This is a genomic window from Fictibacillus barbaricus, assembly GCF_014635025.1.
Lineage (GTDB): Bacteria > Bacillota > Bacilli > Bacillales > Fictibacillaceae > Fictibacillus > Fictibacillus barbaricus.
In genome coordinates, this window is the sequence record NZ_BMCE01000001.1 from 1,125,327 (window position 1) to 1,140,001 (window position 14,675).

Here is a 14,675-nt window from a genome sequence, read left to right on the forward strand (position 1 = left end):
TATTGACAGTATCATGCACAATACTTACAATTGAAAACGATTATCATTATCGAGTTGGGGGAAAAGTCACTATGTTTAATGGAAGAAATAGCCGAAAAATGCTATTAATAACTGTATTTATTTTATTATTATCAAGCCTATTACTCGGTTGTACAAAAGCAAGCGATGGTTCAGCGCCAAAAAGCGAAAATGACAACATGCTAAAGATAGCTTGGCCGAGAGATATAGGTGAATTGAATCCTCATGTTTATAATCCTTCACAGTTATTTGCTCAGTCGATGGTGTATGAACCGTTAGTAAGTTACCAAGAGGGTGGCGAGTTAAAACCGCATCTAGCTGAGTCATGGGATATTTCTGAGGATGGCAAAGAATACACGTTTCATCTTCGTAAAGATGTGAAATTTTCTGACGGAACAAGCTTTAATGCAGACATTGTGAAAAAGAATTTTGATACGATTTTGAATAATGTTGCCTTACATAGTTGGTTAGGTTTCATTACGAAAATAGAACGAACAGAAGTAATTGACGAAAATACGTTTAAACTGACATTAACCGAACCATATTATCCAACGATTCAAGAGTTAGCTGTTGTTCGGCCAGTTCGTTTCTTGGGTGAGGCTGGATTCCCAGAAGATGGTGATACCTCAAAAGGTGTCGTTGAACCAATTGGTACAGGTCCATGGGTTTTGGAAGAGTATAAAACGGATGAATATGCTATTTTCAAACGAAATGAAAATTATTGGGGTGAGCTGCCAAAAGAAGAAAAAATCCAAGTAAAAGTCATTCCTGATGCGGAAACGAGGGTACTTGCTTTTGAAAAAGGTGAGCTAGACCTTATTTATGGAGAAGGTGTCATCAATTTAGATGCTTTCAAACAGTTGGAATCTACTGGAGATTATGAAACTAGTATTTCAGAACCAGTTGCAACGAGACAACTCGTCATCAACTCAACGAAAGAACAGCTTTCTGATGAACGGGTACGTCAAGCATTACATTATGGTTTTAATAAAGAAGCACTTGTTGAAGGGATTACATCTGGTTATGAGGAAAAAGCAGATTATATTTTACCGACTAACTTCCCTTATACGAAAGAAATTGACGCTAATGTCATTAATTATGATGTAGAAAAAGCGAAATCGTTATTAGATGAAGCAGGGTGGGCGCTTCCTAAAGGGAAAACGGTTCGTGAAAAAGATGGACAACCTCTTGAAGTCGAGCTGATGTATGATTCAGCAGAATCGATTCAAAAAACAATGGCAGAAACGCTTCAATCTGAGTGGGGAGCCATTGGTGTGAAATTAAACATTGTTGGAGTTGAATTAACAGAGCAAATTCAGAGATTTAAAGATAATAAATTTGATATTAATTTCTTTAGTAACTACGGAGCACCTTATGATCCTCATACGTTCCTAAATATTGTTTTGTCAGAAGGATTTGGATTTAATGAGGCGATATCGGCATATCAGAACAAAGGCGAATTGCTCAAACAAATAGCAGAGGTTCCAAAAACAACAGATGAGGAAAAACGCCAACAGCTCTACTCGTCTATTTTAAAATCAATTCAAGACCAGGGAGCGATTATACCAATCTCTTATATTAAGAAAACAGCGATTTATCAAAAAGATGTTACTAATTTTACTTTCCCTGCGAATCGTGACGAACATCCCTTCACGGGAATTAGCATTAAGCAGTAAGTTGCAGGAGGCTTTCATGGGCACCTATATTTTCAAACGATTGATCTCAATTATTCCGGTTTTTCTCTTAGCTGCATTGCTTACAACTGGAATGATTCATCTTTCACCGGTAGATCCGGCTGAGGCCTATTTAGCAGCCGCCCATATTCAACCAACCGATGAAATTTTGGAGCAAAAAAGACAAGAGTTTGGTTTAGATCAACCATTCTTTAACCAATATATAAACTCAATTATGAAGATATGCCAACTTGATTTTGGCATATCTTATGTTTCGAATAAGCAGGTTTGGGATGAGGTTATATCCAGAATACCGGTTACCATCCAGCTAGCTCTAGGAAGTATATTAATAGCTGTACTAATAAGTATCCCGCTAGGCTTCCTTGCCGGAGTAAAGAAAAACAGCCTAATCGACCATTTTAGCCGGATTCTCTCGTTTTTAGGGGCATCGATTCCCTCTTTTTGGCTAGGTTATCTTTTCATTTTTTTCTTTTCTGTTAAACTTGATCTTTTCCCAGTTGAAGGAGTTGGGACATGGCAGCATCTTGTTCTGCCTTCGGTTACATTGGCTCTTCCGTTAATTGCAATCTATACAAGGTTGTTGCGTGCTAGTGTTCTTGAAAATTTGCAGCAGCCATATGTGCTTTTTGCGAGGACTAGAGGAATTAACGAAAGAACGATAATGGCCAAACATGTTTTAAGAATTGCCATTTCCCCGATGATTACTGGACTTGGGATGAATCTTGGAAAACTACTAACTGGAACGATAATTGTTGAAGCAGTTTTTTCTTGGCCGGGGTTTGGACGTTATTTTATTGAAGCTATTTTTAATCGTGATATACCTGTTATTCAATGCTATGTGCTAATTGCAGCTATCTTATTTATCGTTAGCAATTTAATTGTTGATTTAATTCAAATGTATATTGACCCGCGTATTTCCAGGAAAGAAGGACACCAGCAATGATCATGAGCATACCTAAGATATTTAGAAGTCAAAAAGTCATTCCGATATGCTCGATTATATTATGTATTCTTTTTATCATCGCTATCTTTGCTCCATGGATTGCACCACATGATCCAATAGCTGTAAATTTAGCTTATAAGCTTCAGCCTCCATCTTGGGCATATCCATTAGGAACTGATCATTTAGGAAGATGTAACCTTTCACGAATTTTATATGGGACGCGCCTTTCATTAGGATTTGCGATGCTGATTTTTATTTCTTCCATTCTCATTGGTTTACTTGTTGGAACTTTTTCAGGGTATAAGGGCGGCATTGTTGATCATGTTTTGATGAGGTTTTGTGATGGTGTCATGGCTTTTCCAAGTCTTATCCTTATTCTTGGACTGGTTGGTATATTTGGGCCTGGACTTACGCAGGTCATTATAGCACTGATGCTTGTCCAATGGGTCTACTACGCAAGAATGTTCCGAGGAATGGTCCTTAGTCTGAAAGAACAAAACTTTATTGCAGCTGCGAAAATAAGCGGCTCTTCTCAATGGAAGATTATTAAAAATCACATTGTCCCAAATGTGCTCCCACCACTTGTCGTTATGGGCACATTGGAAATGGGCTGGGCTATTATGGATATATCCGCCATGTCGTTTCTGGGATTAGGAGTGCAACCCCCAACACCTGAATGGGGAGCGATGATTCACGAAGGAAAATCGTATATTCGGACAAATCCAGAATTAATGCTATATCCAGGTTTGATCATTATGCTCGTTATTGTTACTTTCAATTTATTAGGCGAAGCATTATCAGAACAGTATGGTGTCAAACGTAGATTTTAAAAAGGAATGAGAATATTGGGTGCAGAACAGACCAATGTGTTACAAGTGAAAGATTTACATGTACAGGTAAAAACAAAAGATGGTGTTATTCCACTTGTTCAAGAAATAAATTTTGAACTAAAGCGTGGACGTGTACTTGGTCTTGTAGGGGAGAGTGGATGCGGTAAAACCGTTACAAGTATGTCCATTTTTCAGCTTCTTGATCGGAAAACGACAATGATTGAAGGAAGTATAGCATTACAAGGACGTGAATTGAACGGTTTAACCGATAAAGAAATGCGTAAGATCCGTGGCAAGGACATAGCCTTTATTATGCAAAATCCGATGAATGCTTTTACACCTGTTTTTACGATTGGCCATCAATTTATTGAAACCATTCGTTCACATACACCTTGTAGTAAAAAAGAAGCAACAGAGCTTGCCATTGAGACAATGCATAGTGTCAACTTAACAAATCCTGATAAACTATTGAAATACTATCCTTTTCAACTGAGTGGCGGTATGCTTCAACGGGTAATGATTGCTATTGCTGCCTGCACACATCCAGCTGTTATTATTGCCGATGAACCTACAACCGCACTTGACGTAAAGAATCAGAAGAAAGTGCTGTTCCATTTAGATAAAATTCGTTCTGAATTTGGTTCTGCCATTTTATTAATTTCTCATGATCTCGGTGTCATTTCTGAAATGGCAGATGAAGTTGCCGTTATGCAGAATGGCAGAATAGTGGAAAAAGCAGATGTGTTCCAACTATTTGATGAACCACAGCATGAGTATACGAAGAAACTGTTAAATGCACGCTCACTATTACATGTAGATGAACCTATCATTCATTTGGCATGACCTTATGATAGACATTTTATTAGGGGTGAACAAATGAGTTTAATACAAGTAAATGAAGTAACCCATAGCTACGGATCCCGATCGTTTTTCAACTGGAAAGACCGATCAAAAAAAGTTCTTTCCGATATTTCCTTCTCAATTGAAGAAGGAGCATGTTTAGGGCTGCTTGGTTCGAGTGGAGCCGGTAAAAGTACTTTAGGAAAATTGATTCTTGGTTTGGAACGACCACAAAATGGACAAATTCTGTTTCAAGGGCATGATATTTATACTGCAGATAAGCATACTCGTCAAAAAATCCGTCGCGATATTCAGGCTGTCTTTCAAGATTCATACTCATCTGTTAATCCCCGAATAACAGCAGAACGTATTATTGCAGAGCCTTTAGAAAACTATGAAAAGCTAACAGCTGCCGAACAAAAACGAACCATTGTTGAATTATTGGAAAGGGTAGGGCTAAGCGAAGGGGACTTAAAAAAATATCCACACCAATTTAGCGGAGGGCAATTACAGAGGATTAATATTGCAAGGGCGATCTCTATTAAACCAAAGTTTATTGTGTTAGACGAATCTGTTAGTAGTTTAGATATGGTTAACCAGAAACTTATTTTAGAACTACTAAATGAGCTAAAGGAAGACTTCGGCTTATCTTATCTTTTTATAACACACGATATTAAAGCTGCCTATACGATTAGTGATTCATTGGGTGTACTCGAAAAAGGAGAATTAGTCGAGCTATATGATTCAAAAAATCAGTTTTTTACTTCAGAACATCCTATAGTAAAAGAGATGAGAGGTTCCATACTTGCCGAGCACCCACGTTTTCGTTCGATAAGAACAAGAGTTAGCCGGGTTAGCCATACTTAATTTAAATGTATTTATATTTATTCTAAGGCCTTGATTTCATTCACGTAATCGGGGCTTTTATTTTTAATTTCATCTTAAAAGTTTAGAAGGAGGAAAGTCGGATGAATCATCTTGCATACCTTGCTTTGGCGATTCCTCTAACGATTTCAACCATGACGACGCCTTTATTAGGTGCCGTCGATACAGCCGTTGTCGGGCAGCTTCCTGATCCTGCTTATATTGGAGGCGTTGCAGTAGGGACTCTTATTTTTAATACTTTGTATTGGGTATTCGGCTTTTTACGGGTTAGCACGTCTGCTTTTGCCGCGCAAATGTTCCATTACTAAATAAACAGATTAAAAGGCTGAAGCAAACTATTATAGGTGAGGTGGAGGAAGAACGGTTACACAGGAACCAGGATGAAGTATCCAGAAAAACTACTTATTCTTCCTAAACTAAATACATGCCAGAATTAACTGACTCATACACAGTACAAAAATGTTATGCGATAGAAAAATGATATTCAACGAGGGTGCGTTAATCCAAGAAGGATTAACGCACATTTAATGAATTTATTAAACAAACGAGCGGAATTATTAACAAGGAGGCTTGAAAGTAATGGAAATGAGACTTTATTCTTCATATAGATATATTATCAGTTGAAGTAAAAATTGATGGAAATGATTATAGGTTTGATGTGAGATGATAAGCACCTGATAAACCTTACGGTGAAACTTGGATTTTACAATCTTATGCTAATAAGTTGACTGGGGAAAAGGATTTATCAAATGAACAAATCGAAGAATTTTTAGATACTATCAATGCAAAATGGAACTGGAATATGGACGATTTTTAATTTAAGTTATTCCACTATCTGGTGCGTTTGTGGAATAAAGAGCATGGTTACTTATTGTTAACTCTAAGTAAAAAATGAAATTATTTATTCGTGTTTAAAATAAACCTTGATGGAACATATTTTATTGGAACATGGCCATCAACCATAATTTTCCTTACGTAGCTATCTCACGAAGTGTAGTAAAGTAATGTAAATAAAGAATACAAAAAAGCACCTCGATTATCTGCAAGCCAGAGCAGATAATCGAGGTGCTTTTTTACAATTTATTACCGGAATTTCTGCAATATACCGTGTATGAAAGAAAAGGCGATTTTCTTATAATAATCATCCTTTTTTCCCCTTTAGTTAACTAAAGGTGAACCAAATGTGAACCTATGTTATTGAACTTAATTTAAACATTAAAGATTAAGTTTTTATAAAAAAAACAAAACCCTTGATTCCTCAAGGGTTTTTGACTGTTATGTATGGTGGAGACTAGCGGGATCGAACCGCTGACCTTTTGGCTGCCAGCCAAACGCTCTCCCAGCTGAGCTAAGCCCCCAATATGCGATATGAAAATTATATAAGTTTCTTAACAAGGGAGCAAGCTTTTTTTGATAGTTCTGCATAATTAAGTTCCATAATTCAAACAATGACCAAATAATGACATGCAAGCTTTGTCCAACAGAGGATGAAGTTTTTTATATAAGTCTTTTTTACCGCACTTTTTAGCCGTTAAAATTGGTATAGACAACTAGTCCTATATAGTCTAAGGACTTAAGTTCTGTTTTATCATTATGTGACAGGAACCTCCCTTTTTCTACCGAAAAGTGTCAAGAATGAAAGCGTTATCAAAAATCTGAAGGAGGTAAAAATTTTGAAAGCTATTATCAAGGTTCGTTATTTTCTCTTAGTGGCTTTGTTAATCGTTCCTATGTTTACCGGATTAATTGAGGTTAATTCTATTTCTGCTAATCAACATAGCGGAGAACAATTGATTATTGCTCAGAATATGCCACAGCTTACCGAAGCGTTTAATGATAATACTATCGATTTAACAGCTTTATTAGCTAAAGAAGATGGTACGTATGTTGAAGTTAAACAGAATTTGAAATGGGGATCATTGAATAAGAATGTAGCTTCAGTAACGAAAGATGGTCTTGTGAGTTTAAGTGGAAAAAATGGAAGGACATTTATTTTTGTTACGAACGATAAATCCTTCGACAAGATTGGAATCCACGTAAAAGATGGCCAGGCAAGCTTAGAAAAGCAAAAAGGCACAAAGTATGACATCATTACTAAAGCAATTCATTCCATGACCGTAAAAGAAAAAATAGGACAGATGTTAATGCCTGATTTCCGGAATTGGAACGGCAAGCCAGTTACGGAAATGAATGATGAGATTAGAGAACTTGTAAAGAAATATCATCTTGGCGGAGTTATCCTTTTCCGTGAGAATGTAGTAACTACTGAACAAACAGTTCGACTTATTGATGCGTATAAAAAAGCTAATGAAGATTATGGCCTGCTGCTTTCAATCGACCAGGAAGGTGGAATTGTGACACGTTTGCAGAGCGGTACCGATTTCCCAGGAAATATGGCGCTTGGTGCAACAAGGTCAATTGAATTGGCGGAATCTGTCGGACATGCTATCGGGTCTGAGCTTCACTCCTTAGGAATTAACATGAACTTAGCTCCTGTTTTAGATGTAAACAACAATCCAGACAACCCTGTTATTGGTGTCAGATCATTCGGTGAGGATCCACAGCTTGTTGCAGACTTAGGGACAGCGTATGCAAAGGGTCTGCAGAAAGCAGGAATGGCTGCTACAGCTAAACACTTCCCTGGACATGGAGATACGGCTGTTGATTCTCATTTAGGATTACCATCAGTTCCTCATGACAAAGAGCGCTTATTGAAAGTAGAGTTGTATCCTTTTCAGCAAGCGATGGATCAAGGAATGGATGCGATCATGACAGCACATGTAACTTTCCCTAAAATTGATCCTACTAAGGTAATTTCTAAAAAGGATGGAACTGAGATTGCACTACCTGCAACTTTGTCGTATGAAGTTTTAACAAACTTAGTGAGAAAAGAGATGGGATTTGAAGGTGTAATTTCTACAGACGCTTTAAACATGAAAGCTATTGCTGATCATTTCGGTCCTGTAGATACTGCAATTCGCGCGGTTAATGCAGGTACAGACATTGTATTAATGCCTGTAGGGTTAGAAGAGGTTGCAAACGGATTGTATGCTGCTGTTGAAAACGGAGAAGTAACAGAAGAAAGACTAAATCAATCTGTTGAACGTTTATTAACCTTAAAAGCGAAACGTGGTATTTATAAGCAAGTAAATGAAACGCCGATTGACGAAAAAATTGTACACGCAGAAAAAATAGTAGGAAACAAAGCTCATAAAGATCTAGAAAATGAAGTGGCTAGAAAATCGGTTACATTAGTTAAAAACAATGGTGTATTACCTGCTAACAAAGATAATATTAACTCCATTGTAGTAGTTGGTAACACATACAGTGAAAATCTTCAACAAGCTTTGATTGCTTACCATCCTTCCGTTGAATTGATTAAATCAGCTCAAGTATTAAGTCAAGAGCAATTACAAAAAGTCCAAAATGCTGATTTAGTTGTACTTGGCACCTATACGTTTAACGTTTCTGGACGCCTGCCATCTTCTCCGCAAATGCAGATGGTACAACAAGTTATTAATGCTGCTCCAGATAAAACAATAGCTGTTGGTATACGAAACCCATACGACATTATGGCGTTTCCAGAAATCTCAGGTTACCTAGCACAATACAGTTTTAGAGATGCAAGTTTTAGAGCTGCAGCTGAAACTATTTTTGGGATGAACAATCCATCCGGAAAACTGCCAGTAACCATTTTTAAAGACGCAGAAACGGTTCTTTATCCGTTTGGTCATGGATTAAGCTACTAAAAGGGGGATAAAAGAATGAAAAAATGGGGAATCTTTTTAACCTTTCTGTTGATGTTTTCTCTAATACTTCCGGGTGCACAAGCTATCAATAATACGAGTAAAGAAAACAGGCAGAACTTTAAAACAGGATTAGAAAGACTTTTAGAGAATGATATGTCTGTTTTAGAAGGAAAAAAAGTTGGCTTGATTACGAACCCAACGGGAATTGACCGAAATCTAAACAGTATTGTGGATGTTTTATATAACCATCCAAATATCGAACTAAAAGCATTATATGGCCCCGAGCATGGTGTACGCGGAAGTGCACAAGCAGGACAGTATGTCGAGTTTTATACTGATCCTGCAACAGGGCTGCCAGTTTACAGTTTATATGGAGCGACAAAGAAACCAACACCCGAAATGCTTGAAGGGATAGATGTTCTTGTCTTTGATATCCAAGATGTTGGAACTCGATTCTATACGTACATCTACACGATGGCTTATGCGATGGAAGCTGCAAAGGAGAACAACATTCCTTTTGTCGTATTAGATCGTCCGAACCCGCTGGGGGGTGAACAAGTAGAAGGTCCTGTTTTAGATCCAACATATTCTTCTTTTATAGGCTTATATCCGATTCCGCTGAAGCACGGAATGACGGTTGGAGAAATGGCTCATCTGTTTAACGAAGAATTTGGGATCGGAGCAGATTTGAAAGTTGTTGAGATGAAAGGATGGAAGAGATCTTGGGCATATGAAGACAGTGGTCTGGAGTGGGTGCTTCCTTCACCAAATATGCCGACAAAAGATACGGCACTTGTTTATCCAGGAAGCGCACTAATTGAGGGTACAAATGTTTCAGAAGGACGAGGGACAACAAAGCCGTTTGAGCTGATTGGAGCACCTTTCATTAATGGTGATCAACTCGCTAAGAAATTGAATGAAGAAGCCTTGCCTGGAGTGAAATTTCGTTCTGCTTCCTTTATTCCTGCATCTTCAAAACATGTAGGTAAGCTGTCACATGGCATAGAGATCCACGTTACAGATGATAAATTATTCCAGCCGGTATTAACAGGAATTACACTAGTAAAAGCCATTCATGATCTGTACCCGAATGATTTTCAATTTCGGGCTGAAGACAGCAGAGGTATTTCTTTCTTCGACCTTTTAGTAGGTAATGGATGGATCAGGGAGTATATTGAATCTGGACGTTCGGTTGATGATATTGTTTCCCGTTACAACGAGGAATTAAATACCTTCAAGGATTTAAGAGAAGAATATTTGTTGTACTAATAAATAGAGAGCTAAGGCAGCAACTTTAGCCTTAGCTTTTTTTATTTGAATTTTCTGACTGGTATAGACAACTAGTTATAACAATGATACTCTTGGCATAAAGTGATAAAAGGGGAATGGACATGTAAGAATGTTTTGAAGGAAATGTAAATAAAGATATACCAACAGCAGTTCATAATAAGTACGCTATTGGATCAAGGTGCCAGGAGTCTTGTAGATAAGGAGAGTTGACTCATTTTATGATAGATAAAACATCACCAATGCCTCTTTATTTTCAGATAGAAGAAGCAATTAAACTAAAGATCGAAAAGGGGGAATGGGTGTCAGGATCCATGATCTCTTCTGAAAGAGAATTTGCTGAAGCCTATGAAGTAAGCCGGATGACTGTCCGTCAGGCTATAAATAATTTAGTGAATGATGGATATTTAACACGCCGTAAAGGAAAAGGAACTTTTGTTTCTGCAAAAAAAATTGAGCAGAAACTTTTAGGGCTGACTAGTTTTACAGAAGACATGAGGTCAAGAGGGTATAGGCCAGCATCAAAACTTGTATCCTTTCAAACGATAAATGCCAATCAACGACTGGCAAAGGTATTAGACATTACAGAGAACCATGAAGTTTATGAGATTAAACGGGTACGTCTAGCAAATGATATTCCGATGGCAATCGAGACCACCTTTGTTCCCGTTGATCTTATTCAGCTACAAGAAGATCATATTAAAGAAGGATCATTGTATTCACAAGTGGAGAATGCAGGCTTTGTTATTGATTATGCGACTCAGAGTTTGGAAGCATCCATCGCCCGTGAAGCTGAAAGTGAAATTCTCGAGATCACAAAAGGTGCACCTGTACTTTTGATCGAAAGACAAACCTACTTGACCACTGGAAAGCCGCTTGAATTAGTACACTCTGTCTACAGAGGAGACCGCTACAAGTTTATGATTGATATGAAGCGCTAAAAGGCGTTTTATATAAAAATGAAAGCGTTTACTAAAAGGGGGAAGGAAAATGGGGAAAGAGCAGCAAATGGCTCAAGGCATTATTGAAAAGCTCGGAGGTTCATCAAACATCAAATCATTGATGCATTGTATGACTAGGATTAGGGTTAATTTACATGATCCGTCAAAGGCAGATTTGAATGGGTTAAAAGATGTTGAAGGTGTGCTTGGCGTTGTTGAAGATGACACACTCCAAATCATAGTGGGGCCAGGGATTGTTAACCGGGTAACACTTGCAATGAGTGAAGAGACGGGAATGAACATCCAGTCTGTTGATGAAGCGAACCCAATGGATCTTGAACAGATGGCACGAATGAATAAGGATGCCATCAATAAGAAAAATGCGACTCCTTTTAAACAGTTCTTAAGAAAGATCGCTAGCATCTTCATTCCTCTAATTCCAGCAATCGTTGCTTCAGGTTTGATCGCAGGTATTACGAACGTGGCGATAAGAACGGGTGCTGATCCAGAATCTTCAATCATGCAGATGCTTAGTTTAATAGGCTGGGGAGTTTTTAGCTACTTAGCAGTGTTTGTTGGTATTAATACAGCTAAAGAGTTTGGCGGAACCCCTGCATTAGGTGGAGCAGCTGGTATTTTGCTCATTAACCCGGGTCTTGCAAACATTACTCTATTTGGTGATCCGCTTGTTGTAGGCCGTGGTGGCTTGATTGGTGTTATGCTTGCAGCATTTTTTATCGCCTTTTTAGAAAAACGTATTCGTAAATTTGTACATCCATCTATCGATATCATTGTAACTCCTACACTAGCTTTATTGATCACTGGTTTTGCAACGCTATTTGTCCTTCAGCCTGTTGGTGGTTTCTTATCAGATCTGATTACAAAAGGATTATTAAATTTAATTGATATTGGCGGTATTTTCTCAGGACTTATTTTAGCTGGTACATTCTTGCCTCTTGTTGTTACGGGATTGCATCAAGGATTGACACCGGTACACATGGAGCTTATCAATACCATTGGTGATGATCCATTATTGCCGATTTTAGCCATGGGAGGGGCTGGTCAAGTTGGTGCCGCGTTTGCCATCTACTTTAAAACAAAGAACCAGCGTCTTCGTAAAGTTATTAAAGGCGGACTGCCAGTTGGTATGTTAGGAATCGGTGAACCGCTGATCTTTGGGGTTACCCTTCCATTAGGCCGCCCGTTCTTAACAGCTTGTTTAGGAGCTGCAGTTGGAGGAGCATTCCAGGCATTTTATGAAGTGGCTACAATTGCGATAGGTGTTTCTGGTATTCCTCTCGTATTCCTTGTTAACGCGAACGAAATGGTTCTTTATTTAGTAGGTCTCGTCATTGCATATATTTTTGGTTTCCTGTTCACATGGACGTTTGGATTTAAAGAAAGTATGGCTAAAGACATTTAATCAGGAGTGAATGCTCTTTGTGTTATGGAATTTCTATCTATTTAAGTGAATCACACTCATTTAACAAAAACTGGGTTGAGAAGGCAGCGAAAAATGGTTTTCAGTACATCTTTACTTCTCTTCATATTCCAGAGGAAGCAGAAGTCAACTTTATTAAACAGGTAAAATCACTGGGTAAAATGGCTGCGGAAGCTCATATGGAAGTTATGGCAGATGTGTCGCCTGCTTCTCTTAGAAGGTTGGGTTTATCATTTACTGAACTGCCTTCAATTGCAGACTGGGGGATTTCAGGATTGAGGCTGGATTATGGGTTTACAGCTAAGCAGATTGCTTGGCTGTCCCATTCTCTAAAAATTGGATTGAACGCGAGTACCACCGATGAAGAACAGTTAAAAGAACTGTTGGATGAAGGACTGCAAACGAACCAGGCAGAAGCGTGGCATAACTTTTATCCAAAACCATTCACAGGCATCTCGAGACAGTCACTCAAAGAACGTAATTCTCTTTTTCATCGATATGGAATAAAAACAATGGGGTTTATCCAAGGTGATGACAGGTTACGGGGACCGCTTTATGAAGGACTGCCTACAATCGAGGATCACAGAAATGTCACACCCATTGATGCAGCACTTGAACTTCGTGAATTAGGCACTGATAAAGTCTGTGTCGGAGATCTTAACCTTACTGACCAGACCTTAAAAGAGTTTTGTAGCTTAATGGATGGGACAGTTCCGCTTTATGTTGAACTTAACGAAGGTTATGAGCATTTCTACAAATTGATCCACACCAACAGAATGGATGCAGCACAATATGTGATCAGGTCGGTCGAATCAAGAGGGATGGAACTTCTATACGATCAAGAGGCTCATAATTCGGAGACATTTAAAAAAGGTTCGATTACGGTTGATAACAAGTTATATGGGAGATATGCTGGTGAGCTTCAAATCTGTTTAGAAGACCTGCCAGCGAATCCTAATATGAATGTTGCTGGATATGTTCGGGAAGAAAGCCTATCTATGTTGAAGTGGGTTGGAAGTGGTCAGAAGTTTGTTCTTCATAAGAAGTAGAAGTATATGTAATATCGGCGAGAATTTATTTTTATCGGCAAATTAAACTAGTCTGTTCAAATACATTTAATAAAGGAGATCAAGATGGACTTAACCAAATTGGCTACTGAAAAAAGGAACCTAGACACATTAAATATTGATGAACTTTCAACAGCAGAAGTGGTCAAAAAAATACATGAAGCCGATCTTGGAGTAGCCAGTTGTATTACTCCTGTTTTAAATGAAATAAGTAATGTAGCAGAAAAAGTGGTAAAAGCGTTCGAAAGTGGAGGTCGGTTAATCTACATTGGTGCGGGAACGAGCGGCAGACTAGGTGTACTTGATGCTTCTGAATGCCCTCCTACTTATGGGACTGATCCTGATATGGTTATAGGTCTGATCGCAGGTGGTGAATATGCACTCCAACATGCAATTGAGGGTGCTGAAGATAATTTGGAGCTCGGTAAGTCGGATCTTCAGAAAATAAACTTAACGGATAAAGATGTAGTAGTCGCTGTTGCTGCATCGGGTCGTACGCCATATTGTATGGGTGCAATAGATTATGCCAAAGCACAAGGTGCATACACGGCAGCACTCGTTTGTGCCGAAGATTCACCTATGCAGAAACTTGCGGATATATGCATACCAGTAATTACTGGTCCAGAAGTAGTGACGGGCTCTACACGTATGAAGGCTGGAACGGCTCAAAAACTTGTACTTAATATGATTAGTACAACGAGTATGATCAAATGGGGGAAAGTGTACAGCAATTTAATGGTAGATGTTCAGCCTACCAATGAAAAACTAAGGCAGCGGGCAAAAAATATCATTATTGAGGCTGCTGGTGTTTCAGAAAAAGAAGCAGAACAAGCATTGCTGGAGCAGGAAGGCAACACAAAAGCAGCTATATTTCAGCTTATTACCGGAGTTCAAGCAGATAAAGCAAGAAAACATCTAAATCAGCATAACGGTAAGTTAAAAGAAGCAATACGTATGTTCACTCAAAAGTGAGAGGGGTA

General features: G+C 38.4%; 11 protein-coding genes, 1 tRNA gene and 1 pseudogene. 12 read left to right on the forward strand and 1 reads right to left on the reverse strand.

Features of this window, described 5'->3' with window-relative positions:
* Positions 1-71 precede the first annotated feature (71 nt).
* From nikA to IEV52_RS05470, 6 genes and pseudogenes are all read left to right on the forward strand, one after another.
* Positions 72-1,694 carry a nickel ABC transporter substrate-binding protein gene (gene nikA, locus IEV52_RS05445; protein WP_188401476.1) on the forward strand — a complete coding sequence of 541 codons (1,623 nt, stop codon included), beginning with the start codon at positions 72-74 and terminating at the stop codon, positions 1,692-1,694.
* A gap of 16 nt (positions 1,695-1,710) precedes the next feature.
* Positions 1,711-2,655, forward strand: coding sequence for a nickel ABC transporter permease subunit NikB (nikB, locus tag IEV52_RS05450; protein WP_188401477.1), 945 nt, complete (start codon positions 1,711-1,713; stop codon positions 2,653-2,655).
* Positions 2,652-3,485 carry a nickel ABC transporter permease subunit NikC gene (nikC, locus tag IEV52_RS05455; RefSeq protein ID WP_188401478.1) on the forward strand — a complete coding sequence of 278 codons (834 nt, stop codon included), beginning with the start codon at positions 2,652-2,654 and terminating at the stop codon, positions 3,483-3,485. The genes nikB and nikC overlap by 4 nt, the downstream gene beginning before the upstream one ends.
* A gap of 15 nt (positions 3,486-3,500) precedes the next feature.
* Positions 3,501-4,328 carry a nickel import ATP-binding protein NikD gene (nikD, locus tag IEV52_RS05460; protein ID WP_188402263.1) on the forward strand — a complete coding sequence of 276 codons (828 nt, stop codon included), beginning with the start codon at positions 3,501-3,503 and terminating at the stop codon, positions 4,326-4,328.
* Between the two features lie 33 nt (positions 4,329-4,361).
* The gene (gene nikE / locus IEV52_RS05465; RefSeq protein ID WP_188401479.1) at positions 4,362-5,192 is read left to right on the forward strand and encodes a nickel import ATP-binding protein NikE; all 831 of its coding nucleotides are present in this window, start codon (positions 4,362-4,364) and stop codon (positions 5,190-5,192) included.
* A 101-nt stretch (positions 5,193-5,293) separates the two neighbouring features.
* Positions 5,294-5,503, forward strand: a pseudogene (locus tag IEV52_RS05470) (MATE family efflux transporter); the annotation flags it as partial.
* A gap of 989 nt (positions 5,504-6,492) precedes the next feature.
* Here the strand turns inward: IEV52_RS05470 and IEV52_RS05475 are convergent.
* A tRNA-Ala gene (locus tag IEV52_RS05475) sits at positions 6,493-6,568 on the reverse strand.
* Between the two features lie 372 nt (positions 6,569-6,940).
* Here IEV52_RS05475 and nagZ point away from each other — a divergent pair.
* The 6 genes from nagZ (at position 6,941) to murQ (ending at position 14,667) form a co-directional block, all read left to right on the forward strand.
* Positions 6,941-8,959, forward strand: a complete 2,019-nt coding sequence (gene nagZ / locus IEV52_RS05480; protein WP_188402264.1) for a beta-N-acetylhexosaminidase — start codon at positions 6,941-6,943, stop codon at positions 8,957-8,959.
* A gap of 15 nt (positions 8,960-8,974) precedes the next feature.
* Positions 8,975-10,228, forward strand: a complete 1,254-nt coding sequence (locus IEV52_RS05485) for an exo-beta-N-acetylmuramidase NamZ family protein (protein ID WP_188401480.1) — start codon at positions 8,975-8,977, stop codon at positions 10,226-10,228.
* Between the two features lie 239 nt (positions 10,229-10,467).
* The gene (locus IEV52_RS05490) at positions 10,468-11,187 is read left to right on the forward strand and encodes a GntR family transcriptional regulator (RefSeq protein WP_188401481.1); all 720 of its coding nucleotides are present in this window, start codon (positions 10,468-10,470) and stop codon (positions 11,185-11,187) included.
* Positions 11,188-11,236: 49 nt separating this feature from the next.
* A complete protein-coding gene (locus tag IEV52_RS05495) occupies positions 11,237-12,610 on the forward strand; it encodes a PTS transporter subunit EIIC (protein ID WP_188401482.1) in 1,374 nt (457 codons plus the stop codon).
* A gap of 17 nt (positions 12,611-12,627) precedes the next feature.
* On the forward strand, positions 12,628-13,677 hold the full coding sequence (locus IEV52_RS05500) for a DUF871 domain-containing protein (protein ID WP_188401483.1): 1,050 nt from the start codon (positions 12,628-12,630) through the stop codon (positions 13,675-13,677).
* An 84-nt stretch (positions 13,678-13,761) separates the two neighbouring features.
* Positions 13,762-14,667: an N-acetylmuramic acid 6-phosphate etherase gene (gene murQ, locus IEV52_RS05505; protein ID WP_188401484.1), complete on the forward strand. Its 906-nt coding sequence runs from the start codon at positions 13,762-13,764 to the stop codon at positions 14,665-14,667.
* Positions 14,668-14,675: the final 8 nt, after the last annotated feature.